Annotated in this window: 24 protein-coding genes; 15 read left to right on the top strand and 9 right to left on the bottom strand. The window is 46.8% G+C overall.

Going from position 1 to position 26,688, the window contains the following annotated elements:
* Position 1: 1 nt before the first annotated feature.
* The 6 genes from Q4Q46_RS01545 to gltB form a co-directional block, all read right to left on the bottom strand.
* Complete coding sequence (locus Q4Q46_RS01545; RefSeq protein WP_006080751.1) at positions 2–628, bottom strand: trimeric intracellular cation channel family protein; 627 nt, start codon at positions 626–628, stop codon at positions 2–4.
* Positions 625–1,002 carry a DUF2721 domain-containing protein gene (locus Q4Q46_RS01540; protein WP_126493519.1) on the bottom strand — a complete coding sequence of 126 codons (378 nt, stop codon included), beginning with the start codon at positions 1,000–1,002 and terminating at the stop codon, positions 625–627. The genes Q4Q46_RS01545 and Q4Q46_RS01540 overlap by 4 nt, the downstream gene beginning before the upstream one ends.
* 56 nt (positions 1,003–1,058) lie before the next feature.
* Positions 1,059–2,048, bottom strand: coding sequence for a cobalamin biosynthesis protein CobD/CbiB (locus Q4Q46_RS01535; protein ID WP_106649835.1), 990 nt, complete (start codon positions 2,046–2,048; stop codon positions 1,059–1,061).
* A gap of 22 nt (positions 2,049–2,070) precedes the next feature.
* Positions 2,071–2,781: a 5'-methylthioadenosine/adenosylhomocysteine nucleosidase gene (locus tag Q4Q46_RS01530; protein WP_259582913.1), complete on the bottom strand. Its 711-nt coding sequence runs from the start codon at positions 2,779–2,781 to the stop codon at positions 2,071–2,073.
* A 315-nt stretch (positions 2,782–3,096) separates the two neighbouring features.
* A complete protein-coding gene (locus Q4Q46_RS01525) occupies positions 3,097–4,503 on the bottom strand; it encodes a glutamate synthase small subunit GltD family protein (RefSeq protein ID WP_107402372.1) in 1,407 nt (468 codons plus the stop codon).
* 6 nt (positions 4,504–4,509) lie between these two features.
* Positions 4,510–8,958: a glutamate synthase large subunit gene (gltB, locus tag Q4Q46_RS01520; protein WP_311905048.1), complete on the bottom strand. Its 4,449-nt coding sequence runs from the start codon at positions 8,956–8,958 to the stop codon at positions 4,510–4,512.
* Positions 8,959–9,545: 587 nt separating this feature from the next.
* On the opposite strand from gltB, the gene mnmL reads away from it, so the two are divergent.
* From mnmL to oxyR, 3 genes are all read left to right on the top strand, one after another.
* Entirely contained in the window at positions 9,546–10,475 is a 930-nt protein-coding gene (mnmL, locus tag Q4Q46_RS01515; RefSeq protein WP_012088595.1) for a tRNA modification radical SAM protein MnmL/YtqA, read from the top strand.
* A gap of 204 nt (positions 10,476–10,679) precedes the next feature.
* A complete protein-coding gene (locus tag Q4Q46_RS01510; protein ID WP_006080758.1) occupies positions 10,680–11,045 on the top strand; it encodes an Hpt domain-containing protein in 366 nt (121 codons plus the stop codon).
* A 299-nt stretch (positions 11,046–11,344) separates the two neighbouring features.
* On the top strand, positions 11,345–12,256 hold the full coding sequence (gene oxyR / locus Q4Q46_RS01505) for a hydrogen peroxide-inducible genes transcriptional activator OxyR (protein ID WP_086010628.1): 912 nt from the start codon (positions 11,345–11,347) through the stop codon (positions 12,254–12,256).
* A 72-nt stretch (positions 12,257–12,328) separates the two neighbouring features.
* Here the strand turns inward: oxyR and Q4Q46_RS01500 are convergent, their stop codons facing one another.
* Positions 12,329–13,396, bottom strand: a complete 1,068-nt coding sequence (locus tag Q4Q46_RS01500; protein WP_006080760.1) for an adenylate/guanylate cyclase domain-containing protein — start codon at positions 13,394–13,396, stop codon at positions 12,329–12,331.
* Positions 13,397–13,518: 122 nt separating this feature from the next.
* Entirely contained in the window at positions 13,519–14,190 is a 672-nt protein-coding gene (mutH, locus tag Q4Q46_RS01495; RefSeq protein ID WP_106649841.1) for a DNA mismatch repair endonuclease MutH, read from the bottom strand.
* A gap of 690 nt (positions 14,191–14,880) precedes the next feature.
* On the opposite strand from mutH, the gene rppH reads away from it, so the two are divergent.
* The 10 genes from rppH to Q4Q46_RS01445 all read left to right on the top strand — a co-directional run bounded on the left by rppH (position 14,881) and on the right by Q4Q46_RS01445 (position 23,579).
* Complete coding sequence (gene rppH, locus Q4Q46_RS01490) at positions 14,881–15,405, top strand: RNA pyrophosphohydrolase (RefSeq protein WP_006080762.1); 525 nt, start codon at positions 14,881–14,883, stop codon at positions 15,403–15,405.
* A 23-nt stretch (positions 15,406–15,428) separates the two neighbouring features.
* Entirely contained in the window at positions 15,429–17,663 is a 2,235-nt protein-coding gene (gene ptsP, locus Q4Q46_RS01485; protein WP_311905047.1) for a phosphoenolpyruvate--protein phosphotransferase, read from the top strand.
* A 59-nt stretch (positions 17,664–17,722) separates the two neighbouring features.
* Complete coding sequence (locus Q4Q46_RS01480; protein ID WP_311905046.1) at positions 17,723–18,523, top strand: sulfite exporter TauE/SafE family protein; 801 nt, start codon at positions 17,723–17,725, stop codon at positions 18,521–18,523.
* 42 nt (positions 18,524–18,565) lie between these two features.
* Positions 18,566–19,375, top strand: a complete 810-nt coding sequence (gene lgt / locus Q4Q46_RS01475; RefSeq protein ID WP_311905045.1) for a prolipoprotein diacylglyceryl transferase — start codon at positions 18,566–18,568, stop codon at positions 19,373–19,375.
* The gene (gene thyA / locus Q4Q46_RS01470; protein WP_006085062.1) at positions 19,372–20,166 is read left to right on the top strand and encodes a thymidylate synthase; all 795 of its coding nucleotides are present in this window, start codon (positions 19,372–19,374) and stop codon (positions 20,164–20,166) included. The genes lgt and thyA overlap by 4 nt, the downstream gene beginning before the upstream one ends.
* Positions 20,167–20,283: 117 nt before the next feature.
* On the top strand, positions 20,284–21,453 hold the full coding sequence (nhaA, locus tag Q4Q46_RS01465; protein WP_006080767.1) for a Na+/H+ antiporter NhaA: 1,170 nt from the start codon (positions 20,284–20,286) through the stop codon (positions 21,451–21,453).
* A 2-nt stretch (positions 21,454–21,455) separates the two neighbouring features.
* Positions 21,456–21,842, top strand: a complete 387-nt coding sequence (locus tag Q4Q46_RS01460) for a hypothetical protein (protein ID WP_311905044.1) — start codon at positions 21,456–21,458, stop codon at positions 21,840–21,842.
* A 73-nt stretch (positions 21,843–21,915) separates the two neighbouring features.
* Positions 21,916–22,824 (top strand): transcriptional activator NhaR, encoded by a 909-nt coding sequence (nhaR, locus tag Q4Q46_RS01455; RefSeq protein WP_063884532.1) that lies wholly within the window; start codon positions 21,916–21,918, stop codon positions 22,822–22,824.
* Positions 22,825–22,909: 85 nt separating this feature from the next.
* Entirely contained in the window at positions 22,910–23,158 is a 249-nt protein-coding gene (locus Q4Q46_RS01450; RefSeq protein WP_006080770.1) for an FAD assembly factor SdhE, read from the top strand.
* Positions 23,139–23,579, top strand: coding sequence for a protein YgfX (locus tag Q4Q46_RS01445; protein WP_311905043.1), 441 nt, complete (start codon positions 23,139–23,141; stop codon positions 23,577–23,579). The genes Q4Q46_RS01450 and Q4Q46_RS01445 overlap by 20 nt, the downstream gene beginning before the upstream one ends.
* 52 nt (positions 23,580–23,631) lie before the next feature.
* Here the strand turns inward: Q4Q46_RS01445 and nadB are convergent, their stop codons facing one another.
* Entirely contained in the window at positions 23,632–25,245 is a 1,614-nt protein-coding gene (gene nadB / locus Q4Q46_RS01440; protein WP_107946831.1) for an L-aspartate oxidase, read from the bottom strand.
* Positions 25,246–25,435: 190 nt separating this feature from the next.
* Between nadB and rpoE the strand changes: the two genes are divergently transcribed.
* Positions 25,436–26,014, top strand: coding sequence for an RNA polymerase sigma factor RpoE (gene rpoE / locus Q4Q46_RS01435; RefSeq protein WP_006080773.1), 579 nt, complete (start codon positions 25,436–25,438; stop codon positions 26,012–26,014).
* Between the two features lie 41 nt (positions 26,015–26,055).
* Positions 26,056–26,682 (top strand): sigma-E factor negative regulatory protein, encoded by a 627-nt coding sequence (locus Q4Q46_RS01430; protein WP_259527067.1) that lies wholly within the window; start codon positions 26,056–26,058, stop codon positions 26,680–26,682.
* Positions 26,683–26,688 lie beyond the last annotated feature (6 nt).

Here is a 26,688-nt window from a genome sequence, read left to right as displayed (position 1 = left end):
ACTATTCCCTCTTGGTTTTGAGATCAAAGGCCGGTAACGACAGATGCCACTTGATGGCGCTTAAGCGGATAAATAGGGCACTGGTCATCGCCAGAAACAGCGCCGTTTTCTCGCCCATACCGTAGGCTAAACTCACGGTATAGCCGATACCACCAATGATTGAAGCTGTGGCATAGACTTCTGTACGTAACACCATAGGAACTTGTCTGCACAGTAAGTCTCGAATAATGCCTCCTCCCACGCCTGTGATCAAGCCCATAACCACGGCAATCATGCCACTTAAGCCCATATTGAGGGCTTTTTCGGCACCAATCACAGTAAACAAGGCCAATCCAAAGGCATCTGCGACGGGTAAAATATACTCGGGTACCTTACGAGGGCGACGGACTAATAGCAAACAGGCGAGCACAGTTGCGAGGATCACTATGATGTAATTCGGGTCGCGGATCCAGAACACTGGCGTTGCACCAATTAAGGCATCACGAATACTGCCACCACCGACAGCGGTAACCGAGGCGAGCACGATTACGCCAAAGGGGTCCATTCTATGGCGTCCAGCGGCAAGTGCGCCAGATAGCGCAAATACAGCGGTACCCCATAAATCAAAAAAGTAGATCCACTGGCTCATTTACTCATCTCTTTGATATGGATATTTAATGCGTCCACAGAGATGCGGATTTCAATCACAGATAAAATCAGTGAATAGAGCAGTAATAGCAGGCTAGCGCCAAAAATCACTGAGCCAGTTTTATTAAAGCCGACATAGATGAAAATCATGCACAGTACGCACAGGGCAAAGCTAGATACGCCCGCTTCTTGCATACGACGAATAATGGAAATGCGTTGACTCAGGTTTTTGATTTGATCTTTATGAACGGGTTTCTCACCACTGCTTAAGCTCCGTATTAATGCCGCGAGGGCAAAAAAACGATTAGTATAAGCTAATAGTAACAATGAGATAGCAGGAAATAACAACGCAGGTGTTGTTAATGAAACATGCATGTTTTCGAGCAAGATAGTCAGCCTTTAACTTCACGTTGAGATAATGCGGCATCATATCACAGGCTTTGTAACCAACGTAAACTTGCCCATAACAAGGGCAGTATAATGATAAAGCTAAACCAGATAGCACAGGCACGTGAGGTCAGCTTGATTGCAGGCGTGATGTCATCACTGGTTGGCTGCGGACCATAACGTAGTTTGTCCACATTAATACGCACGCCAGCAAACTTCTGTGGTCCACCGAGTTCGATTCTCAAAATACTGGCCACGAGATTCACACTGAGAACATAACCTCGAATAGCGTGATGATTTTTAGGGGCTCTAAAAAGTTTTGCAAACGCCTTAGGCCCGCCTTGAATGGCGAGCGACAGGCTCCACAACCAAGCCGGAATCGCCAGCAAGATAATGGATACACCATTCACAGTACTGCAAAAATGTTGATACTTTGGTTGAATGGGCGGCCAGCTTAATTCGAGTTGTTTGAGCATGCGCACCGCCAGCACTAGCGGTGCTCCGGCGATAGCGAAAAAGAAAATGGTCGATGCTGTGCCGTAAATAGGCGCTGTGGCGAGTTTTTCTATGGTGGCTTTGGCTAGGCCGATTTCCGACAAACTATCGGTATCGCGCAGCACCCAAGGCTGTAACAGCTTTTTTGCGCTGGCATTGTCTCCACGTTTTAAGGCCTTAGCGATTTCATCGGCAACTTGGCTAAACCCTGCATCGGTTAAACACAGATAAAGCACTAAAAATTCGAAAAACCATGGAAAGGCGGCCAGTTCGAGCAAAAAGGTGATAATGGCCCAAAACGGGAACAGTAACAGCAACATAGCTAAAAAGCCTGCTGTGGCTTGTTGGCTTGGAGATCGTTCAGGGCGATTCACTTTGGCTGCGAGTTGCTTGGCTAAATGGCTAAACCAAATAAGCGGCTGCATTTCCCGTGGCAATGGTGCTAAGCGCGCCAATAACAAAGCAAAAAAAAGTACCAAAAAGCCTTCAAACAAAGCGCCATCTATCTCGACAAGTTGTTGATAAAAAGAGGTGTGCATTCGGTACTTTCCGCTTAAGTGATTATTTTACTGAGTCAGGATTCAGTTGCTCAAGTAGCAGCATCACCATCAACGCCGAGTGGTAACCCGCTTTGACAATATAAGAATCAAAATCCACTGGCGAGTCATTGTTGGCGTTATCCGATAAAGAGCGGATAACCACAAATGGCACACCAAACTGATGACAAACTTGAGCAATTGCCGCGCCTTCCATCTCACAGGCGGCCATAGTCGGGAAGTTTTTGAGCATGGCTTGGGTGCGAACAGGATCGCAAATAAAGCTGTCGCCAGTACAGATCAACCCTTCAATCGCTTTGACTTCACCCAGCTGAGCAATGGCCTTGTTGGCGGCTTCAACTAAATGTGCGGCAGGAATAAACGCAGCGGGTTGCTGTGCCATTTGGCCAATTTCATAACCAAAGGCGGTGACATCCACATCATGGTGACGTACTTCAGAAGAAATCACGATATCACCAATGGCCAACGTATCGACAAAGCCACCGGCAGAACCTGTGTTGATCACCGCATCTGGCGCATATTTTTCGATGAGCAGTGTGGTCGCAATACTTGCGGCGACTTTACCTATGCCTGAGCGAGTCACGACTACGTCTTTACCTGCGAGTGTACCAGCAATAAATTCAATACCAGCAATGGTTTGCGATGTCGCGTTTGTCATGGCGGCTATAAGGTGAGCGACTTCTGGCTCCATTGCGCCAATAATTCCAATTTTCATGGGAGACCTTTTTGATTCAACACTTAAGAGTGGGACACGAGAATGCTGGCTAATATACCACACAGTTTTATGCAGTCGTTATGGTGAGATTGGGATTGCTTAATAATGGCGCGGTAAAATGCGGGAGGGTTAACGGAAAAGTACGCTCATAAGATGCGCGCTTATATCTATTTCTCCATCAACCGATAGCGACAAGTCACAAACAAATGGCTGGACTTGTTTGACTAAGTCCAGCCATTGCAAAGCTTGTTAAATGACAGCGATAAAACAGTTTTTTAGCGATAAAACTAACACATTGGCGTTTAAGCTTGGCGCTTAGTCCAAGTAGTTAAGAATACCTTGAGCAGCATCGCGACCTTCGGCAATGGCTGTCACGACTAAATCAGAACCGCGCACCATATCACCACCAGCAAACACTTTAGGGTTGGTGGTTTGGAATGGATTTTCGTCTAACTTACTCGCTTTAACTCGGCCCCATTGATCGAGCTCGATGCCATGATCGGCAAACCAAGGTGCTGGGCTAGGTTGGAAACCGAAAGCAATAATTATCGCATCGGCTTCGAGCAACTGTTCGCTACCCGCAATCGCTTCGGCGCGTTGACGACCGCTGGCATCGGCTTTGCCCATGGCTGTTTCGACGCATTCAATGCCAACTACTTTGCCATCTTGGGTTTTAATCGCCACAGGTTGACGGTTAAACAGGAAATTAACGCCTTCCTCCCGCGCATTTTGTACTTCGCGGCGTGAACCCGGCATGTTGGCCTCATCACGGCGGTAAGCACAGACTACGCTGCTGGCACCTTGTCTGACGGCTGTGCGCACGCAATCCATCGCAGTATCACCACCGCCTAATACCACCACACGTTTACCTTCAAGGTTCAGGTAGGGCGTTTGCGCATCTTGCGTGCCCATTAAATGATGGGTGTTACCAATCAAATAGGGCAGGGCTTGGTATACGCCTTGGGCATCTTCACCCTCAAGGCCGGCTTTCATCGCGGTATAGGTGCCCATACCAAGGAATACGGCATCGTATTCTTCGAGCAGTTTAGTAAATGGGATATCTTTACCGACAGTAACCCCGAGTTTGAACTCAATGCCCATGCCTTCTAATACACTACGACGGGTCGCCATGACGGCCTTGTCGAGTTTAAAAGACGGAATACCGTAGGTGAGTAGGCCACCAATTTGTGGATATTTATCAAAGACCACGGCTTTAACACCGTTGCGAGACAAAATATCCGCGCAGCCCAAACCTGCAGGACCTGCGCCGACAATCGCTACTCGTTCAGCGCGCGGCGTGACCTTGCTCATATCGGGGCGCCAGCCTTGGGCGATTGCTGTATCGGTAATGTATTTTTCGACATTACCGATAGTGACAGCACCAAAGTCGTCGTTAAGGGTACAAGCGCCTTCGCAGAGTCTGTCCTGTGGACAAACACGGCCGCAGATTTCGGGCAGAGTGTTGGTCTCATGCACTAAATCCGCCGCTTCCATGATGCGACCTTGCTCCGCTAGCTTGAGCCAGTTAGGAATATAATTGTGCAGTGGGCACTTCCACTCACAATAAGGATTGCCGCAATCTAAACAGCGATCCGCTTGCTGTGCCACTTCAGGCTGAGCAAAAGGCTGATAAATCTCAATAAACTGAGTCGCACGTTTAGCCGCAGGGTGTTTGGTGGGGTCTTTGCGACCCACTTCAATAAATTGAAAATCGTTACTCATGCGCCATTACCCCGCTTTTACAACTAATTCTGGGCTCGATTTCTCTAACTTGAGCAGATCGGCCACGGCAATATTTTTAGGTTTCACTAATACGAAGCAATCTAACCAGTTACCAAAATCACTTAAGATCATCTTGGCATGTTCGCTGCCCGTTTCGGCCACGTGGGCTTCAATCAGACCTTTCAAATGTTGTTGATGAATGGGGGATTCGAGTTTTTGAGTATCGACAAGCTCAGTGTTCACACGGCGATTGAAGCGGCCGAATTGATCGAATACATAGGCAAAACCACCTGTCATACCTGCGCCGAAGTTCACCCCTGTTTTACCAAGGACAACCACAATACCGCTGGTCATGTATTCACAGCCGTTATCGCCAAGCCCTTCGACCACAGCAATCGCCCCTGAGTTACGGACCGCAAAACGCTCGCCCGCTTGACCCGCGGCGAAGAACTTGCCGCCCGTCGCGCCGTAAAGACACGTGTTACCGACAATGGCGCTGCGCTCGCTTTGGAACGGGCTGCCAATTGGCGGGTAGATGACGATTTGGCCGCCAGACATGCCTTTACCCACATAGTCGTTGGCATCGCCGCAGAGTTTTAACTCAAGGCCTGGGCTGTTCCACACGCCAAAGCTTTGGCCGGCACTGCCGTTAAAGCTCAGTTTGACCGGCGCTTTGGTGCCTTTGACGCCGTGTGTGCTCGCGATATAGCCTGACAACGTCGCGCCAACGGAACGGTCGGTGTTGTTGATGCTGTAAGCTGCATCGAAACTCTCGCCCTTATCGACAGCACTTTGGCATTCGTTTAATAAATGCTGGTTAAGCAGCCCTAAATCCGCTGGTGGATTAGTTTCTTGCCAAGTGCGTGACGAGGTTGCTGGCACCTTGGGTTGATACAAAATCGGTGACAGATCTAAGCCTTGTTGCTTCGCGGTTTGGCCTTCGAGGGCATATAACCATTCGCTGCGACCGACTAAGTCTTCAAACTTGTTCACCCCTAAGGTCGCCATCCATTCACGAACTTCCTGTGCAACAAACTCAAAGTAAGTCATCACTCGCTCTGGCAGACCATGGTAATGGTTGTCACGCAGGTTTTTATCTTGCGTCGCCACGCCAGTCGCGCAGTTGTTCAAGTGGCAAATACGCAGGTATTTACAACCTAGGGCGATCATAGGCACAGTGCCAAATCCAAAGCTTTCGGCGCCTAACAACGCGGCTTTAATCACATCTGTACCGGTTTTTAAGCCGCCATCGACTTGCAGGCGAATTTTATGGCGTAGACCGTTTTCCACGAGCGATTGATGCACTTCGGCTAAACCTAGCTCCCACGGACTCCCCGCATACTTCACTGAGGTGATTGGGCTGGCACCTGTGCCGCCGTCATACCCTGAAATCGTGATCATGTCTGCATAGGCTTTCGCTACGCCGGTGGCGATCGTGCCTACACCAGGTTCAGACACAAGTTTCACTGAAATCAGCGCTTTAGTGTTGATTTGCTTCAAGTCGAAAATCAGCTGGGCTAAATCTTCGATAGAGTAAATATCGTGGTGCGGCGGCGGTGAAATTAAGGTTACGCCAGGGCGTGCATGACGCAGTCCGGCGATTTCAACGCTGACTTTATGGCCGGGTAACTGACCACCTTCACCGGGTTTTGCCCCTTGGGCGACTTTAATCTGCAACACATCGGCATTGACTAAGTAGTGCGCCGTAACGCCAAAGCGTGCCGAGGCAATCTGTTTAATCGCAGAGTTGCGTTCAGTATTAAAGCGGCGAGCATCCTCACCACCTTCACCTGAGTTCGAGCGGCCGCCTAAGCGGTTCATTGCAATAGCCAGCGCTTCATGGGCTTCGGGGCTGAGGGCGCCGATACTCATGGCCGCGCTGTCAAAGCGTGAATATAGACCTGATGCAGCTTCCACATCGGCGACATCAAGCGATGCTTGCGCGCCCTTAATACCGATTAAGTCACGCAGTGTCGCCACGGGACGATTGTCGACGAGGTCGGCAAACTTTTTATAGGTCGCGAAGTTTTTGTCAATCAATGACGCCTGTAAAGTGTTGACCACATCAGGGTTAAAGCAGTGATATTCACCCCCTTCAACGTATTTCAGCAGGCCACCTTGCGGTAATGGCACATGGGCACGGTAGGCGGCTTTGTGCAGAATCGCTTGGTCTTGGGCGATTTCAGCAAAACTGACGCCTTCGATACGGCTAATCACGCCTTTAAAGCACAGTTCAATTACATCACTGGCGATGCCGATGGCTTCAAACTGTTGGCTACAACGATATGAACCGACAGTGCTGATGCCCATTTTGGACATGATCTTACGCAGGCCTTTTTCGATACCGTAACGGAAGTTCAGCATCAATGCTGTGGTATCGGTTAACTGGTGACGTTTCGCCAGTTCAGAAATTGACTCATACACTAAGTACGGATAAATCGCGGTGGCACCAAAGCCAAGCAATACGGCAAAGTGATGCGGATCTCGCGCCGATGCGGTTTCAACAATAATGTTGGTGTCGCAGCGGAGGCTCTTATTTACCAGCATTTGTTGCACAGAACCGACCGCCATGGCCGCAGGGATCACTTGTGCCGTTTTACCTATGGCTCTATCCGAAAGGATCAACAAAGTCGTGCCGCTGCGGGCTAAACGCTCGGCTTCGGCTGTGATGCGGCGAATGGCACTTTCTAAGCCTTCCTGTGGTTCGTAATTCAAATCCACAATGTTGGCGCGATAGTAAGTGCTATCTAATCCCAGTAACTGGTTAAAATCACTGAACAATAAGATAGGTGAGTTGAACATGACGCGGTAAGCATTACCCGTCGTTTCATTAAAGAGGTTCTGCTCACGGCCAATACAAGTGGTCAACGACATAACGTGTTTTTCACGCAATGGGTCGATAGGTGGATTCGTTACTTGAGCGAATTTTTGCCTAAAATAGTCATACAGTGAACGTGACTTTTTCGACAATACCGCCATAGGCGTATCGTCGCCCATAGAACCTGTGGCTTCTTCACCTTGTTTTGCCAGTACCCAAATGACTTGCTCTAATTCTTCACGGGTATAGCCAAATTGTTTTTGGTATTGCAGCAAAAGCTCAGGGCTTAACTCGCTGGCACCGTGCTGCTCAGAGGCTAAATCTTCCGCTGGCGTTAAAGTACGGCTGTTCTTCGCCATCCACTCTTTATAAGGGTGGCGACGTTTCAAGTCGTTATCAATTTCAAAGGATTGGTACAGGCGGCCGTTTAAGGTATCGAGTACCAGTAACTCACCCGGTCCAACGCGGCCTTTTTCAATCACTTCATCGGCTGCGTAATCCCAAATACCGACTTCGGAGGCCAAGGTCAAAATACGATCTTTTGTGATCACATAACGCGATGGACGCAGACCATTACGGTCAACGGCGCAGGCGGCATGGCGACCGTTGGTCATCACAATACCTGCCGGACCATCCCAAGGTTCCATGTGCATGGAGTTAAAGTCGTAGAAGGCTTTTAACTCGTCATCCATTTCTGGATTACTTTGCCATGCTGGCGGAATTAATAAGCGCATGGCTCGGTATAAGTCCATGCCACCGGATAACAGCATTTCCAGCATGTTATCTAAAGATGAAGAGTCTGAGCCTGTTTCATTCACAAAGGGAGCGGCCTGCTGCAAATCTGGCAGTAGTGGTGAATTAAACTTATAGGCACGGGCGCGGGCCCATTGACGGTTACCCGTAATCGTATTGATTTCGCCGTTATGGGCTAAATATCTAAACGGCTGAGCTAATGGCCATTTAGGAGAAGTATTCGTTGAGAAACGTTGATGGAATAGGCAGATAGAGCTTTTTAAGCGAATGTCCGCGAGATCGGGATAAAACGCGGGCAAGTCTACAGGCATCATCAAGCCTTTATAGACGATAACTTGGCCAGACAAACTCGCGACATAGAAGTCCTTATCGTCGGTGATTTGCTGCTCTAAGCGGCGACGCGCCATATAAAGGCGGCGTTCCAAGTCTTTTTCACGCCAGCCAATGGGGGCGTTGATCAGCACTTGGTAGATTTGTGGCAGGCTAGCCTTGCCGATTTCACCTAACACATCGGGATTGACCGGCACTTTGCGCCAGCCTGCAATACTTAAGGTTTCACGCTCGAGTTCGCGCTCAAGAATAAACTTGGCTTGTTCGGCCAGTTCATCATCTTGACTTAAAAACAGCATACCTACGGCAAATTTACGGCTCAAATGCCAATCATTTTCCGCGGCAATCGCTTCAAAAAATTGCACTGGCAATTGCATTAATAAACCACAGCCGTCGCCAGTGCGACCGTCGGAGGCAATGCCACCGCGGTGCTTCATGCGATCTAGACCATGGATTGCCGTGCGCACTATACGGTGGCTGGCTTCGCCATCCATCTGTGCTATCAACCCAAAACCACAATTGTCCCGCTCAAAACTGGGATGATATAAGCTCATACAAAAACCTCCCTAGACCTCAACTGATTACTACTCGGGGAGAAAATGTAAAGACTTTCTATAGATATGCACCCGAACCACCCAAATTAGCCTGAGATTCAATAAAGGTCAAACCAAAAATTTGCATAAAACATGGGTATTAATTCATGTTTTATACACAAGCTATAATTGCTTTACGTTAACGTCAACAGTAAAAGGTGCTGTATAACATTATGAATAAAAAGAATTTTAAAAATGAGGAAACTGTGGGTTTACTAAAATGTAACATGCTGGTGGGATTGTTTTTGATTTAGAAATAGTGATTTTTATTGCAAACACAGTAAATAAATAAAAAATTAAAATTGTTGAATTATTATTCATTTTGGTGTGAGCGATATCTCAATGGTAAGCGCGTTAATTTGAGGATGCGCACATTTCTGACAATAAGGGTATGGGTCAGGTGGGAATTTGATGTAGCGCCAAGAAACCTCTCGCTACCTTGTTTACACTAAGCTTTTTCTTCTATTTGTTCACGTATTTTCTTTTCTATTTGTGATTTTATCTTGGTTATTCTCAATGAAGCGATATGAAATTTGGTGGGTGCTCTGATGGGGCTTGATGCATATGTGAACACCTTTGGTGCCGTTTGCAAGGCGCGATATGGTACGCGACTGCGAAAACTCACCATAGATGCCAAGTTTACTTGCCCCAACCGTGATGGCACCTTGGGGCGTGGAGGTTGTACTTTCTGCAATGTGGCCTCATTTAGCCACCAAACTGCTGATGTGCTGAGTATTACCGAGCAGATCGAACAGGGTAAGAGTCGTTATCGTGAGGCTAAGCCTCAGGCGCAAGCCGATAAGTTTATTGCGTATTTTCAGGCTTACACGAGCACTTATGATGAGTATCAGGTGTTAATGGCTAAGTACGATGAAGCCGTAAAAGATGGCGAGATAGTGGGTTTGTGTGTAGGAACTCGCCCCGATTGTGTGCCAGATAATGTACTGGATTTACTGGCAAGTTATCAGGCAAACGGTGTTGATGTGTGGTTAGAACTTGGGTTGCAAACCGCTAAAGATGAAACGCTGCGCAAGATCAATCGCGGCCATGATTTCGCCTGTTATTGTGACACTGTGTCGAGGGCGAGAGCTCGCGGTCTTAAGGTGTGCACTCATCTTATTCTTGGCTTACCCGATGAAACCCATAGCGATTATATGGTGACCTTAGCGGCGGTATTGCAGCAGGGCGTTGATGGCTTGAAGCTGCATCCTTTGCATGTCGTCGAAGGCAGCACTATGGCCAAGGCGTGGCGAAGTGGGCGCTTACCTTTACTGAGTCTTGAAGATTATGCTCGCAGTGTCGGCGAGATGATCCGCCATACACCCGCGGAAGTGATTTTCCACCGCGTCACCGCTTATGCGAAAAAACCTATGCTATTAGCACCAGATTGGTGTGCCTATCGATGGGATGGATTGGTGGCTATTGTGGATAATTTACAGCTTTATGGTGGACAAGGGCACGTATTAGCGCAACGATAGAGGCAAGTTAGTGGGATACATTTCCTCCTTAAATGCTATGTCGTCGCTATTATTTTGTAAGTGTTTACTTACGACTATTAGTTTGTTTTTTGTTAATTTTAATCTGAATTTGACCATGGATATCGCTATAAGTTGCACAGACAGTTTTAGTGGGTATCATGTGATAAATTCGTTTTAAGCATTGGACCACTTAAGGGAGGCCTCATGGCCACAGTTGAATTAGAAGTAATCCTAGATCTCAATACTCTCGAACAGTACTGTAGCGCCATTGGTGCCGGTACTTTACTAAAGAGTGTGGTGTTATTTGAGCAGTTAATGCCTGAATATGTAGGAAATCTAGTGAAGGCTAACGACGCTGCAGATAGAGATACCTTATGTTCAGAAGCGCATAAATTTAAAGGTGCCGCAGGTTCGGTAGGTTTAAAACGCATTCAGCAAATCGCCCAGTTATTACAACACGGTGAAGAGCCAAGATGGGATGCTGAACACGGCGCTTGGGTTGCTGAGATCGTCGAACATGCGAGTGCGGATCTACAACAGTTAAAGTTGTTCCTCCAAGCTAAAGCATAAGATATCGATACGCTAAGGCGCAGCAATAACATCTGTTGTTGCGCCCAATTGAGTGAATGATTGCGTTAGATTATTGGGTTCGTTATTGCGTTAGTTTGACGGCTGAGTTTGTTGCCTTTTACGTTTCCCCGCGAGTGCTTTTCTCCTCTTTGTTTGTTACTCCCACTTAAGTTTTACAGCTAATCGGTTGAATGTCGATTCGGCTCACACTCTTGAAATCTAATGCCGCGTTATTGGCTTTCAGTTATGCTAGAGTAGATTTAATTTCTTAATTCATAACCTTAATGGCAATCGAGAAAATGAAAAGTTTACCTAGCTTAAAAAACTTATTCTATTTGGTGAATCTCCATCAAGAGCAGAATTTTAACCGCGCGGCTAAGGTGTGTTTTGTCAGCCAATCGACGCTTTCGAGTGGGATCCAAAACTTAGAAGAGCAGTTAGGGCATCAGTTGATTGAGCGAGACCATAAGTCGTTTATGTTTACCGCTATTGGTGAAGAAGTGGTGCAGCGCGCCCGTAAAATTCTCACCGATGTGGATGATTTGGTAGAATTGGTGAAAAACCAAGGCGAGCCGATGACAGGCGATATACGTTTAGGGTGTATACCTACGATTGCGCCTTTCCTATTGAGCCGTGTTATTCGTCAATGCCAGCAATCTTATCCTGCGATGAGTTTATTACTGAAAGAAGATACCACTGAGCGTTTGCTGGATGCCTTAGGTAAGGGTGAGCTGGATTTATTGATCCTTGCTTTGCCTGTGGATACCAGCGGTTATCACAGTATGAAAGTGGGTAAAGATCCATTCAAAATGGTGATCCATAAGGATTTAGCCGGAGAAATCCATCAGCCGATCGATTACCAAGCCTTGCCAGACGAGAGTATTTTCCTGCTGCAAAGCGAGCATTGCATTACGGGGCATGCCATCACTGCCTGTCAGCTTGGGGATAGCGCGAAAGTGAATCCGTTTGCCGCCACCAGTTTGCATACCTTAGTGCAGATGGTGAACAGTAAGCTGGGCACCACATTCCTGCCGCAAATGGCAATCGATGCGGGTATTTTGAATGACACTGATTTGGTGGTGATGACGCCGCCGGGTGAAGCGCCTTACCGTGATATCGGCCTTGTCTGGCGTCAAACGACCAGCCGGATCTTAACCTTCCGCACCTTAGGTTTAATGATCCAAAAGTTATTAACCAAAGAAGCACAATAAGCTGGCTGCAACAGCACAAAGTGTCACTGCAAAAAGTGTTAATGCAACTCAACGCTTAAATATGATGAGAAATTAGAGTGGGGAAACGCCAAACACTTCGATGGAGTGTTGTTTCCCTTTGAGTTTGACGGGACCAAGATTCGATAGGTGATATTGCGTGTTGGGATTATCTAAACGTCCCGCGAGTGCGCCCGAGATCAACATGCGTTGCCCCAAGGGATTACACTGATCTTGCAGTCTCGCTAGGGTATTGAGCACATCACTAAAGAAACTAATCTCTTGTTTTTGCACGCCAACAACCGCTGCTACGACTTGGCCGCAATGGGCCGCCGCTTTAAACTTAGGCACAAAGCCATAGTGTTCTTCAAAGTAACGTCTTTGCCAATTAAGCTGCTGACTAAATTCAAAATAGATATTCATGCAGCGGTCGTGGACTATCCCTTCTTCTAAAGGCCAGTGGATCAACACGGCATCGCCCATATAGCGATAAATCTCGGCTTCGTTGTTGGTCACAGTATCCGACAGCAAACTAAAGCTATCTTGGATCAAGCGACTAAAACGGTAATCCCCAAGTGATTCGGCGTGTGTGGTCGAGGCGACCATGTCTAAGTAAAGGAATAATCGCTGCTCGTACCTTGGCTTGTGGTATTTACCTAGGCCAATGTTGAGCAGAATACGTGGGCCAACTAACAGCGCCATTTGCTCAACGAAGGCTAAACTGACTCGCACGACCACCAGATAGACGATCAATGCTTGGAATGAAGGACTGTAGAGAATGTGCGCCGTCAGCATTTGTCTTAGGGTCGACATGTGATTTTCGATGGCCCACATATTCAAAAATTGGGTCATGTAAGCTAATGTCGTCGCCCCCAGTAATAAAAACAAGCCTTTAAAGATGACAGAAAACACATAGGGGAGGCGATTGATAGCACTGAAATCAGCAATAACGTTGGACATCCAATGCAGGCTGCCAAAAATTATCCCCATATAGATAGCAAGTGTCGCGAGATCGGCCGAACCTACCGCCCATTGGGGCAGTTCTGGTGATTGGGCATATCGAAAAAACACGAATGCAGCCATGGCAATCGCCCAAGCTAAAATCGCAAAAAGGAGTTTTTTTGCTTGTCTACGTGCTCTCACTGCGTGATGGGTATCCGAATACGGCTGTGATTTCAGAATGCCGTAGTTTATAGAAAAGAGTCACCTTAGTGCCAGTGAAATTTGTGATCTGGATCAATCTAAGTCTATATCGTCACTAAATATTAACCAAAAACCTTATTAAGTATCATGGCGGTGAAACTGGTCTTTAAATAAAAACCCCTAGGGTTGGTCATTTTGAGGCTGCCATCTTCGGCAATGCTTTGCGTTAACGCTTTACTGTTGGCAGCTTTAGGACGTAATTGCAGTACTTCGCCGTGGCGTGCGGTGAGTTTCTCGACTTTGCCGAGGGCGATAAGCTCCATGATCTCTTCCCAATCCTGTTGCAGTAATTGCAACTCCTGTGGATCAGGCTCCCACAATATCGGGGTGCCAATACGGCGCTCTCCCACAGGAATATGCCTCTCACCTTCAACGGGTACCCAAAGGACGCGCTGTAACTTATGGCAGACTAAGCTATTTTGCCAGGTTAACCCTTGGATATTTGACAGCGGTGCCACGCAGACATAAGTGGTCTCCAGTGGTCGCCCTTGTGCATCTATGGGGATGGTTTTAAGTTCTACCCCTAAATGTAGAAAATCTTGCTCAGGTTTAGACCCCGCCGTCGCGCCTAATTCCATTTCGATTAATTGGCCGACCCAGCCTTTATCACGTTTAAGATCCTTGGGAACATTTAAGCCTCTTTGTGCTGCTATTTGCGCCAAACTCACGCCAGCCATCAGATGGGCGCGTTCGAGTAACTCAGGGAGATTTTCGGGCGGGATAATTTGATTCATGGTTGGATTTTACTTAAAAATAACCGCTTAGCAATGGCGGTTGAAAAGTGAGCGCCAAAGTTCGGGTAAAATTATAACGAATGCTTTTGAACTAAGTGCCTGATTTTAAATTTTATATCTGAGTTACTCCCCGTTTTGCAAAAAAGTGTTCAAAGTTACTCTCTGCTTTCCCTTGCGTTCCCCACACACTTATCCACAGATATTATGGATAACTCAGTAAAATGCGTCCCTTAACCTAATAAAAACCCCAAGTCAATGCGAATAAAGGGCATTTATTCTGGCTTTTGTGGACAGTTGTGGACACTATTTGTGTATAAAGTTGTGTAGTGTTGTGAGAACTATAGAAATACCTCTGACTGGTTAAATAATGAGCTTTATTGTTTTTTTTGCCATTTTAAAATGAAGGTATCTATTTAAGTTGTTGAATTTAATTTTAATTAAGTTTTAACTCTAAATTATTTAAATGGCGGTAAACAGATGTTTTTTGAGCGTTATAACAAGTTCACCTGAGTTTCAAACAGAGATATCCACAGAAAATGTGGATATCCCCGCATTTCATCCCCTAGCTTTGTTGATAAATGTCTTTTAAGTGTGATTTTATCCAATGTCTAGGGTGAAATAGAGGTTTGCTGAGAGACTAGCTTTATGAAACAATCAGTTTATTAAAATTTAATGTGATTTGGAGTCCATGTGATTGATAGCGACGGCTTTCGCGCAAATGTGGGCATTATAATTTGTAACAGATATGGCCAAGTCATGTGGGCCAGACGCTTCGGTCAACACTCATGGCAATTTCCTCAAGGTGGTGTCGATGATGGCGAGACAGCAGAAGAGGCAATGTACCGTGAGTTATATGAAGAAGTGGGCCTAAGACCCGAACACGTGCATATCCTAACCTCGACCCGTTCTTGGTTACGCTATCGTTTGCCAAAGCGTTTAGTCAGGCAAGACAGTAAACCTGTGTGTATTGGGCAAAAACAAAAGTGGTTTCTGTTACAACTGAAAAGCCAAGATAGTGCGATTAATTTAAGTTCCTCTGGGCATCCTGAATTTGACGATTGGCGCTGGGTAAGTTATTGGTATCCTGTGCGGCAAGTCGTGTCATTTAAGCGTGATGTTTATCGTAAGGTGATGAAAGAGTTTGCGGTAACGGCATTGTCATTCCAGACCCTAGAAATACCTAGGAAACGGGGAAGGCAAAAAACAACGGGCTGATTTTCAAAAGAGGATTGAAAACAGTGTTAAATACGCTTAGGGATATTACTCAGGCTGTGGCATCTGCCCACAGTTTGGAAACCGCACTAGAAGTCTTAGTCTCATCGACTAAAGCGGCGATGGAAACCCAATGTTGCTCCATCTATATCCTAGAAGAGCAAGAACTGGTGTTATCTGCAACCGACGGTCTTGAAAAAAGCGCCGTTGGTCGAGTACGTATGCCACTGACCGAAGGTTTAGTCGGACTCGCAGCCCAGCGGGAAGAGGCCGTTAACTTAGCGGATGCAAGGCTTCATCCCAGATTCAAACTTTTCCCTGAAGTCGCCGAAGAAGAGTACCGCGCCTTTCTAGCCGTACCTATCATCTACCAGAAAGCGGTGGTTGGGGTGATAGTGGTACAGCAGGCGAGTGCGCGCCAATTCAGTGAAGGTGAAGAAGCTTTCCTGATGACACTCGCCGCCCAGTTAGCGATGGCGGTGCGCGGTTTAAAACAAAAAGCTCAAGTCAGTTCCCACCACCAACAAATTCTATTTCAAGGTACGTCGGCGTCGAATGGTATCGCCATTGCCTATGCTTTTGTGCTTGGTGGAGAAATTCCCCTTGAGCAGCCCGACGTGCGCTCTGACGATATTGCCTATGAATCGAGCCGTTTAACAACGGCTATGGTGCGCTGTAAAGAAGCGATTGGCGCTTTGTCTCAGCGGTTTGACCGCGAGCAAGATGACGAAGTCGTCTCTATTTTCAATGCATTACAGCTATTACTTGATGACGCCAGTTTAGGGGGGGAATACGCCCGTGAGGTGCAATTAGGTTGGGCTGCTGAATCGGCGGTAAGCCGAGTGTCCTTGCGTTACATTCAGCAATTTTTGGCGATGGAAGATCCTTATCTTAAGGAGCGAGCAAGCGATATCCGCGACTTAGGCCAAAAAGTATTACGCCAGCTGATTGAGCCAGAGCGTTTAGAGCTTGAACCCGATAAACCTGTCATTTTAATTACCCGCGAAGCCGATGCGACTATGCTGGCTGAGTTTCCAAGGCAGAAACTTGCGGGGATTGTCACTGAGCTTGGCGGCGTAAACTCCCATGCCGCTATTTTAGCCCGCGCCTTAGGTGTGCCGGCCATTACCGGTGTAGAACAACTGTTATCCGCCAATATTGATCAAAAGCTCTTAGTGGTGAACGCCAGCCGTGGCCAGCTATTGGTGTCGCCATCACCGGCGATTGTTGGTGAGTATCGCAGCTTAATTTCGGCGCAAAAAGCGCTGCAACGCCAGTATGCTCAAGAATTAGCACTGCCTTCTGTTACCTTAGATGGCTCACGTATTCGTTTGTATTTAAATGCGGGCTTACTCAGCGGCGTGGCCTCTGAAATTGCCGAAGGTGCCGACGGTATTGGGCTGTATCGCACCGAAATTCCTTTTATGCTGCAACAACGTTTCCCGAGTGAATCTGAGCAAGTGAAAGTATATCAACAGGTCTTGTCGGCGGCGTCTGGTCGACCTGTGGTGATGCGCACTTTGGATGTTGGCGGTGATAAACCTTTGCCGTATTTCCCGATTAAAGAAGACAATCCTTTCCTTGGTTGGCGCGGGATCCGTTTGTCGCTGGATCATCCAGAATTATTTTTGGTGCAGTTACGGGCCATGTTGCAGGCGGGTGGAGATGGTAAGCAATTAAGTATTTTACTGCCTATGGTCAGTAATTTAGATGAAATTGATCAATCCTTAGAATATCTGCAGCAAGCCTATGTCGAACTTAAAAACGATGTAAATAGCAACATAGTGATGCCACGCATCGGCATTATGCTCGAAGTGCCGGCGATGTTGTATCAATTGGATGATGTGGCAAAACGGGTAGATTTTATTTCCGTTGGCAGTAATGACTTAACCCAGTATTTGCTTGCGGTTGACCGTAACAATCCGCGGGTGAGCTCGTTATTTGACAGTTATCATCCGGGGATACTGCGGGCTTTGCATCAGGCTCACTTAGATTGTCGATATCATAAACTTGATATCAGTATTTGTGGAGAGCTCGCGGGCGAGCCTATGGGCGCCATTTTGTTGGTGGCCATGGGATACGATCAATTGAGTATGAATCAGGGCAGTTTAGCGCGAATTAATTATCTATTGCGCCGTGTTGCAAGGGCCGATTTAGATCAATTGCTCGCTCAAGCCTTGAGCCTATCAAACGGCTTTCAAGTGCGGGAACTGGTTAAAGAATATTTAAACCAGCAAGGTCTCTCGACAATTCTTAATTAACTAATCTTGTCTTTTGCTTTAAGCTAAGGCCCTCAATTTATCACGCTGTAGGTACTCGTGTGGATAGTTTGTTGTCGGTGTTTTTTATTTGCTTAGCTTTAGGTGCATTTGTCGGCTTTATGGCGGGATTATTAGGTATCGGTGGCGGCTTGATTGTAGTGCCTGCGCTGCTTTATATTCTGCCTTCCGTTGGGATTACTTCTGCGCAATTACCCCATATTGCGATTGCCACTTCGCTGGCGGCCATTATTCTCACTTCTATCTCATCAATGCGAGCGCATCACAAGCGGGGGAACGTGCCCTGGGGATTGTTTCGTACTATGTTCCCTGGGATTGTGCTCGGTGCGTTGATGTCAGGTTTCATTGCCGAACAGATCCCTGCTGCAACTCTTAAACAAGGCTTTGCGGCTTTTGTGATTTTAATGGCGATTCAGATGGCGTATCCCCTTAAAACTGAATCGAACCGAGAATTACCTAGTTCAATTATTCTGTTTGTGGTTGCTGTAATCGTCGCTGTAATTGCAGGATTAATGGGAATTGGTGGCGGAGTATTGTTAGTGCCGTTTTTAACCTTCTTTGGTCTGCAGATGCGTTACGCGGTTGGGTTTTCGGCGGCGACGGGTTTGTTGATCTCCCTGTCGGGCAGTTTCGGCTATATCATCGCAGGCCTTAATGCGCCCGAGTTACCTTATGGCACCTTAGGTTTTATCTTTTTACCTGCTTTGTTCGGTTTAGTGATCACTTCTGTCCTGATGGCGCCTGTTGGCGTGAAAGCGGCAAGCACTTGGCCAACATCGGTACTTAAAAAGATATTTGCACTGTTATTGCTGTGTGTCGGCTTTAAATTAATTCTGACCTAGTTTTTATGTTTACCTCTATTTGAGGCTGCTAATGGATGTGTTATGGCGTTGAGTTTCCCCAATATCGATCCCGTGATCGTATCATTTGGACCCTTTAATCTGTTTGGACAAACCTTTGAACCTGCACTGCGTTGGTATGGTTTTACCTATTTAGTCGGATTTGTTGCGGCTATGTGGTTGCTCAATCGACAAGCTGACCGCTCCAAGGGAGTATGGTCGCGGGAGCAAGTGTCAGATTTACTCTTTTATGGTTTTCTTGGGGTGATATTGGGCGGGCGTGTCGGTTATGTGCTTTTTTATCATTTCGATTATTTCCTCGCCAGCCCTATGTATTTATTTAAAATCTCCGAAGGCGGCATGTCCTTCCACGGCGGTTTGATGGGCGTGATAGCGGCGATGATTTATATCGCCTGGAAACAAAAGCGCACCTTCTTTGCGGTCGCCGATATGGTGGCACCTGTGGTGCCTATCGGTTTAGGCGCAGGGCGTATTGGTAACTTTATTAATGGTGAACTCAGGGGCAGAACCACAGACGTGCCATGGGGCATGGTGTTTCCAACAGGAGGACCCGAACCGCGTCATCCTTCCCAGTTGTACCAATTTGCACTTGAAGGTGTGGCGCTATTCCTATTACTTTACTGGTTTAGTAAACGTACCGATAAAGTCGGTGCCGTCTCTGGTATGTTCTTAGTCGGTTACGGTATTTTCCGTATTATGGTTGAAACGGTGAGACAACCCGATGCACAGTTGGGACTCTACTGGGGATTGATGACCATGGGGCAGATACTGTCTATTCCTATGGTGTTAATCGGTTTGTACTTGATTTTTCGTAAGCAAGGTAAGCAGCAATGAAACAGTATTTAGACTTAATGAAGCACATCTTAGCCGAAGGTGTGGATAAATCGGATCGCACAGGTACGGGGACTCGCTCAGTATTTGGCTATCAAATGCGCTTCGATTTGAGCAAAGGTTTTCCTTTGGTAAGCACCAAAAAATGCCACATGCGCTCTATCATCCACGAATTGCTGTGGTTCCTGAAGGGTGAAACTAACGTTGCCTATTTACGCGAAAACAAGGTCAGCATTTGGGATGAATGGGCCGATGATAATGGCGATTTAGGGCCGGTTTATGGTGCCCAGTGGCGTAGCTGGCCAACCCAGAGTGGCGATGCTATCGATCAGATTTCACAAGTAATTGCTCAGATAAAATCTCAGCCAGATTCTCGCCGCCTTATCGTTTCTGCCTGGAACGTGGGCGAGCTGGATAAAATGGCCTTGGCGCCGTGTCATGCGTTTTTCCAGTTCTACGTGGCTGATGGCAAATTATCTTGTCAGCTGTATCAGCGCAGCTGTGATGTGTTCCTTGGCTTGCCATTTAACATCGCCAGTTATGCTTTGTTAACTATGATGGTGGCCCAGCAATGTGACTTGGCCTTAGGTGATTTTGTGTGGACCGGTGGCGACACTCATTTATATTCTAATCATATGGAACAGACGGCACTGCAGTTAAGCCGTGAGCCAATGCCGTTGCCAACCATGACGATTTTACGTAGACCTGAATCAATTTTTGATTATCAATTCGACGATTTCGAGCTAACAAACTACGCTCCACATCCCCATATTAAAGCACCTGTCGCCGTGTAACGTGCATTTTCTCGACCAATACCTCGGAATAACCGAGGTGTTAGGTCGAAACTTACGATTATATTTGTTGTTACAATTCGTCTACACTCAATTCATTATGATTTTTAGGAGTGCACGATGGAAAAAGCAATTAGAAATTTTCTGAGCCAAGAATCGGCTGGCGGTATCCTATTATTGGTTGCTGTTGCCTTAGCTATGCTGATGGCCAATTCCCCTTTATCTGGACTTTATCAAGGCTTTTTAGGCACTGACGTACAAGTTAAAATTGGCGAGCTCGATATTCATAAGCCGCTAATTCTGTGGATCAACGATGGCCTGATGGCTGTATTCTTTTTGCTTATTGGTTTAGAAGTTAAACGTGAGTTACTCGAAGGTGCCTTATCGAGTGTTGCTCAAGCCTCTCTGCCTACCTTTGCAGCCATTGGCGGCATGTTAGTCCCTGCTGGGGTGTACTTACTGTTTAACTATGGCGATCCGGTCACACAAGCGGGCTGGGCGATTCCTGCCGCGACGGATATTGCGTTTGCTTTAGGTATTATGGCGCTGCTTGGGAGCCGCGTTCCCGTTTCACTGAAAGTCTTCTTACTTGCTTTAGCGATTATCGATGACTTAGGCGTCATAGTGATTATCGCGCTGTTCTACAGCACCGACCTATCAACCATCAGTTTAGTGATTGCCAGTTTAGCGATTGCGGGACTAGTTGGGTTAAACCGCAAAGGGGTCACCTCACTTTTACCCTATGGCATCTTAGGATTAATCCTTTGGGTCGCCGTACTTAAGTCTGGAGTGCATGCGACTCTGGCTGGCGTCATCATCGCTTTCTGCATTCCATTACGGGCAAAGGATGGCAGCTCACCTTCAGAAGGCTTAGAGCACAGTTTGCACCCTTGGAGCACCTTCTTCATTCTGCCAGTGTTCGCTTTCGCCAATGCGGGTGTTTATGTCGGCAATATGAATTTGGAGACGTTAATTTCTCCGGTACCTGTCGGTATTGCACTGGGCCTGATGTTAGGTAAGCCCATTGGTGTGATGGTGTTTAGCTATATTGCGGTGAAACTTAAATTGGCTCAGTTACCCGATGGCGTAGGTTGGAAGCAAATTGCCCCAGTCGCGGCCATGTGCGGTATTGGTTTTACTATGTCGATGTTTATTGCGTCGTTAGCCTTTGAACATGCAGACCCTATGTACGGTGACTTAGCACGCCTAGGAACCTTAATCGGTTCGATTATGGCGGCGTTAGTTGGGTATTTCTGGTTATCAAAAGTGTTACCTAATAAAGGAGTATAACTATGATAAAGTTGAAATTAATGGGAATGGCAACACTCTTATGTCTATCGACAACCGCGACGGCATCGCAAATATCGGCCTGTAATCAGGATGCGAACTCGAAGACTTGCCAAAGCTATCTTGAAGGGATAGTGGATGGCGCTCTGATGTTTAAATCTGATTCCTTAGGGGCGAGATTAGAAACCAATGGTTATGAATCAAGGGCGCTTAAATATCGCGGCGGTAAACGTTTCCAAGAGGCGAATCGGACCTATTGCGCTGAACGTATCCCTGAACGTCATGTTTTAGTGTCAGGTATCACTGAAGCGGTAAGTCTGGGTAATGCGACTGATTTGGAGCAATTACAAGGCATAGTCACAAACTTGCTTGATTGCCAGCGTTTGCAATAAACTGATTTAAAACAATAGATTTATAATCCCTCTGTGCCTTGGGCGTATGAGGGACGATTCACACTGGATGAGCATGCTGCACTTGAATTACAACCACCTGTATTATTTTTGGATGATTAAGAAAAAGGGCTCGGTTGCTAAGGCTGCCGAAGCCCTCTGTTTAACGCCGCAAACGATAACGGGGCAAATTCGTGCCCTAGAAGACAGGTTGAATGGCAGTTTATTCAAGCGAGTAGGGCGGACACTGGAAGCCACTGAGTTAGGTGAGTTGGTATTTCGCTACGCAGATAAGATGTTTAGTCTTAGCTATGAAATGCTCGATTTACTTAACTATCAAAAAGATGATGCCATGCTTTTCGAAGTGGGTATCGCCGATGCTTTGTCTAAAGCCTTAGTCAGCCGTGTTTTGTTATCCGTCGTCCCCAATGACAGTTCTATGCATTTAGCTTGTTATGAGGCGACCCACGAAAGCCTGATGGCGCGTTTGCGTGAGCATAAACTGGATATGATCCTCTCCGATTGTGCTGGTGAATCACTGAAGTATCCCGAAATCTTATCTAAAAAGTTGGGCGAGTGTGGTGTGAGTTTTTTCTCCGCTGATACTTATAGCGCTGATTTCCCCGCCTGTTTAGAGCAAGGCCAGCTATTAATCCCCGGCCGCAGAACCTCACTTGGACAGCAGTTATATCGCTGGTTTGACGAGCAAAATCTTAAAGTCAGTATCTTGGGTGAGTTCGACGATGCGGCCATGATGAAGGCCTTTGGTTACCTTAAACGGGGGATTTTTGTCACGCCGTCGATTTATCGCCAAGAAGTGATTTCCCATGGGATGAATTTGCTCGGTGAAACCACGGATGTGAAAGAGGAATACCATGTGATGTTTGCCGAACGTATGATCCAACATCCTGCGGTAAAGCGCTTGTTAGATACAGATTTCAGCGATCTCTTTGCGGGACGCGATATGCAAGTAAAACAATGCTAATTTTGTGAGCCAATGTGAAGGGTTAATCGACACTTTAGTCACTGAACTGATAGACTAATGCCAAATCTGTGTTGGGAGAAATACCTTGGAATTAATGAACATCGCAAGGGTTCGCTGGGCATGTCGCCGCGGGATGCTGGAATTAGACGTTTTGTTTCAACCTTTTGTTGAAAATTTCTATCAAGAAATGTCCGATGAAGATAAAACCGTGTTTATCCGTTTGTTGGAATGTGAAGATCCCGAATTGTTTGCTTGGTTTATGGGCCATGAAGTGTGCCCTGATGCTGAGCTTGCGCGCATGGTAGTGAAAGTCCGTGGAAGACCGGCACCATAGTTTCAGTGTAAAAGCCTCCTTCGACCAACGACTCTCGTTGGTCGTTTTTATTTGTGTCTGTTCTAGCTCATTTTTACTCTGGCCCCAGAGCGATAATCTCGCCTTATCCCTGCTTAAATATCTGTTTATCCTGCTAGTTTGTGTTTTCTTGCTATCACAGTTGTGGCGACTGCAGCATTGGCGTTTAGATTTTGTGCTTAGTGATAAAGGCGAGGGACGTTTGTCAACGGGTGAGCACTTTCAGGTATTAAAGCGAACTTGGGTGACCCCCTTTGTTTGCTTGATGTATATCGAAGTGGATACTCAGTTGCGGCTCTTGATGGTTTGGGCGGATATGCTAGACGATACTGACTATCGGCATTTATGTCGGCTGTTGCTGCGGGCTAAAATACAACAGACTAAACCTCATACCGAGATTTAGTCTGTTTATCACTAAGTCACATAAGAGCCTAAGCACATAAGAACCTAAGCTGTTACTTTTCGGGTAGTAAAATTGTTGGGCGCGGCGCGTCTAATTTCTCTGGATGGTCAATATTAAAATGCAGACCACGGCTTTCTTTACGCTCCATGGCACAGCGAATAATCAACTCGGCCACTTGCACTAAGTTACGTAATTCGAGCAAGTTATTGCTGACTCTGAAGTTACTGTAATACTCCTGAATTTCTTGCTGTAACATCAGGCAGCGACGCAGAGCACGCTCCAGACGTTTATCCGAGCGCACAATCCCGACGTAGTCCCACATGAATAACCGCAGTTCGTGCCAGTTATGGGCGATGACCACTTCTTCGTCCGAGTTAGAGACTTTACTTTCATCCCATGCGGGAATTTGTCCTGGCATTTGAATTTTATACAGCTGGCTCTCTATGTCCTGTGACGCCGCACGGGCAAACACTAAACATTCGAGTAGCGAGTTACTCGCCAGACGATTCGCGCCATGCAAGCCCGTATAGGCCACTTCACCAATGGCATAGAGACCATTGAGATCGGTTTGACCGTGCATATCAGTCATCACACCACCACAGGTATAGTGCGCGGCAGGGACCACAGGGATTGCATCTTTAGTGATATCAATTCCCAGCTCTAAGCAACGGCTATAGATGGTCGGGAAATGTTTCATCACAAAGTCAGCATCTTTATGGCTGATATCCAGATACACGCAATCGGCACCGAGTCGTTTCATCTCATAGTCGATGGCGCGGGCAACGATATCACGGGGTGCGAGTTCAGCGCGTTCATCAAAGTCCGGCATAAAACGGCTGCCGTCTGGACGACGCAGATAAGCACCTTCACCACGCAGGGCTTCAGTAAGTAAGAAGTTGCGCGCATCGGCATGGTACAAACACGTCGGGTGGAATTGGTTGAACTCCATATTCGCCACGCGGCAACCTGCACGCCATGCCATGGCAATACCATCGCCGCTAGCGACATCGGGGTTTGAAGTATATTGATAAACCTTAGAGCTACCGCCGGTCGCTAACGCAACAAACTTGGCCTTGACGGTTTCGACGTGTTCTTCGTTACGATTCCACACATAAGCGCCTAACACACGATTACCTGGGCGATTTAACTTACGGGTGGTGATGAGGTCGATGGCGTTATAGCGTTCTAAAACTTGAATGTTGGGGTGGGCGAGTGCGCGTTCTTGTAGCGTCGTTTGCACTTCTTTGCCTGTGGCATCGGCAGCGTGCAGAATACGTCTGTGACTATGGCCGCCTTCACGGGTTAAATGGTAAGGTGCGTCTTTTGCATTACCGTCAGTGGTTTCTTCTTTATCGAAGGCAACGCCACATTCGATAAGCCATTGCATCGCACTCTTAGCATTTTCAGCGGTAAAAGTGACGACGTCTTTGTCGCATAAACCCGCACCTGCGATTAATGTGTCTGCAACATGGGATTCGATAGTGTCACTTTCGTCGAAGACGGAGGCGATACCGCCCTGGGCGTAGTAAGTCGACCCTTCCGAGAGTGGGCCTTTTGAAAGCAGAATTACTTTTGCTTTTTCAGCAAGATGCAAAGCTAGTGTCAGACCTGCGGCACCGCTACCTATGACTAATATGTCAGATTGGTGTTCAACTACTTGTTTCATCGGGTATCATGATGTGACTGAAGAGTGCCAACTATGGTAAACCAACTCACGGATTATGGGTACTTTCCTTTTAACCTTACTTTTTTTGTATATTTTTTAGAACTTTTTCAAAGTACGCGAGTCTACATAAGTGAATATGATTCGAGCGACTGAGAAATCAGCATTTTAGATTTAGGAGAAGTCGGCTCGGATGAGTGGACAATTAAGTGATCAACAATTAGTTGAGCGCGTACAACAAGGTGATAAAAACGCTTTTAACCTGTTAGTGCTTAAATATCAAAGTAAAGTCATTAGCTTGATATCCCGTTATGTACGGAACCAAGCGGACGTTGCCGATGTCGCACAGGAAGCGTTTATCAAAGCTTATCGAGCTTTGCCAAACTTTCGCGGTGAAAGTGCATTTTATACTTGGTTGTACCGCATCGCAGTAAACACTGCGAAGAATTATCTCGTATCACAGGGGCGCAGAACGCCCGCAAATGATGTTGATGCAGAAGATGCCGAATATTATGAAGGCAGTGACGCGCTGAAGGAGTTCGCCTCCCCAGAACGGCTATTGTTATCGGAAGAAATCAAAAAAGTGATTTTCGATACCTTAGAAACGCTTCCAGAAGAATTACGAATGGCCATCTCGTTGCGTGAACTTGATGGAATGAGTTACGAAGATATTGCCATAGTCATGGATTGCCCCGTAGGGACCGTAAGATCGCGTATCTTCCGAGCTCGAGAGGCTATCGATAAAAAGCTCCAGCCGTTGCTGGAAGCCTAAATTCTTATTTTAAGAAACCCTTATATTTAGACAGGTGAAAAATGGATAAATTAGGTCAAGAATGGGTATCTGCCGCAGTCGATGGAGAGACTGATGCGCAGACCATGGCAGAGTTATCTGCTGATACACATTCACATGATAAATGGCATAACTATCATATGATAGGCGATGCCATGCGTGGCGAGTTGCCGCAGAATATTGTGTTAGATCTCTCTGCTAGCATTGCCGCCGCCATTGATCTTGAGCCAGCGATAGTTGCGCCTAAGCATCATGCGTCTAAGGTTGCTGCACCTGTAACCCCGCAAATTGCCGCCAATGCGCAGCAAAACCGCGTCGTACCTTTGTTTAAGCAATTTGGCCAATATGCCATTGCTGCGACGGTTGCTATGTTTGCGATTGTCGGTGTGCAGAATTACAATCAGAGCGCCGATGATGCCGCGTCACCATCGCCCGTATTGATTACCAGACCGCTCATTGGTAGCGCATCACCTGTGAGCCTACAAACGGGTCCAGTTCAACAGAATCAAGGTTATACCAATGATCAGGTGAACGAGCAGCGTCGCCGAATTAATACTTATATTCAAGATCATATGTTGCAACAACGATTGAATACCGGTGCGGTTGTAGAGGACAATACCGAGGTCGTACCCGTTCCGGTCAATCAATAACGAGGA

Source organism: Shewanella vaxholmensis (assembly GCF_031932135.1).
GTDB classification, from domain to species: Bacteria; Pseudomonadota; Gammaproteobacteria; order Enterobacterales; family Shewanellaceae; genus Shewanella; species Shewanella hafniensis.
The sequence above is the reverse complement of the archived record's forward strand: the minus strand, read 5'-3'. Positions and strand labels throughout refer to the sequence as shown.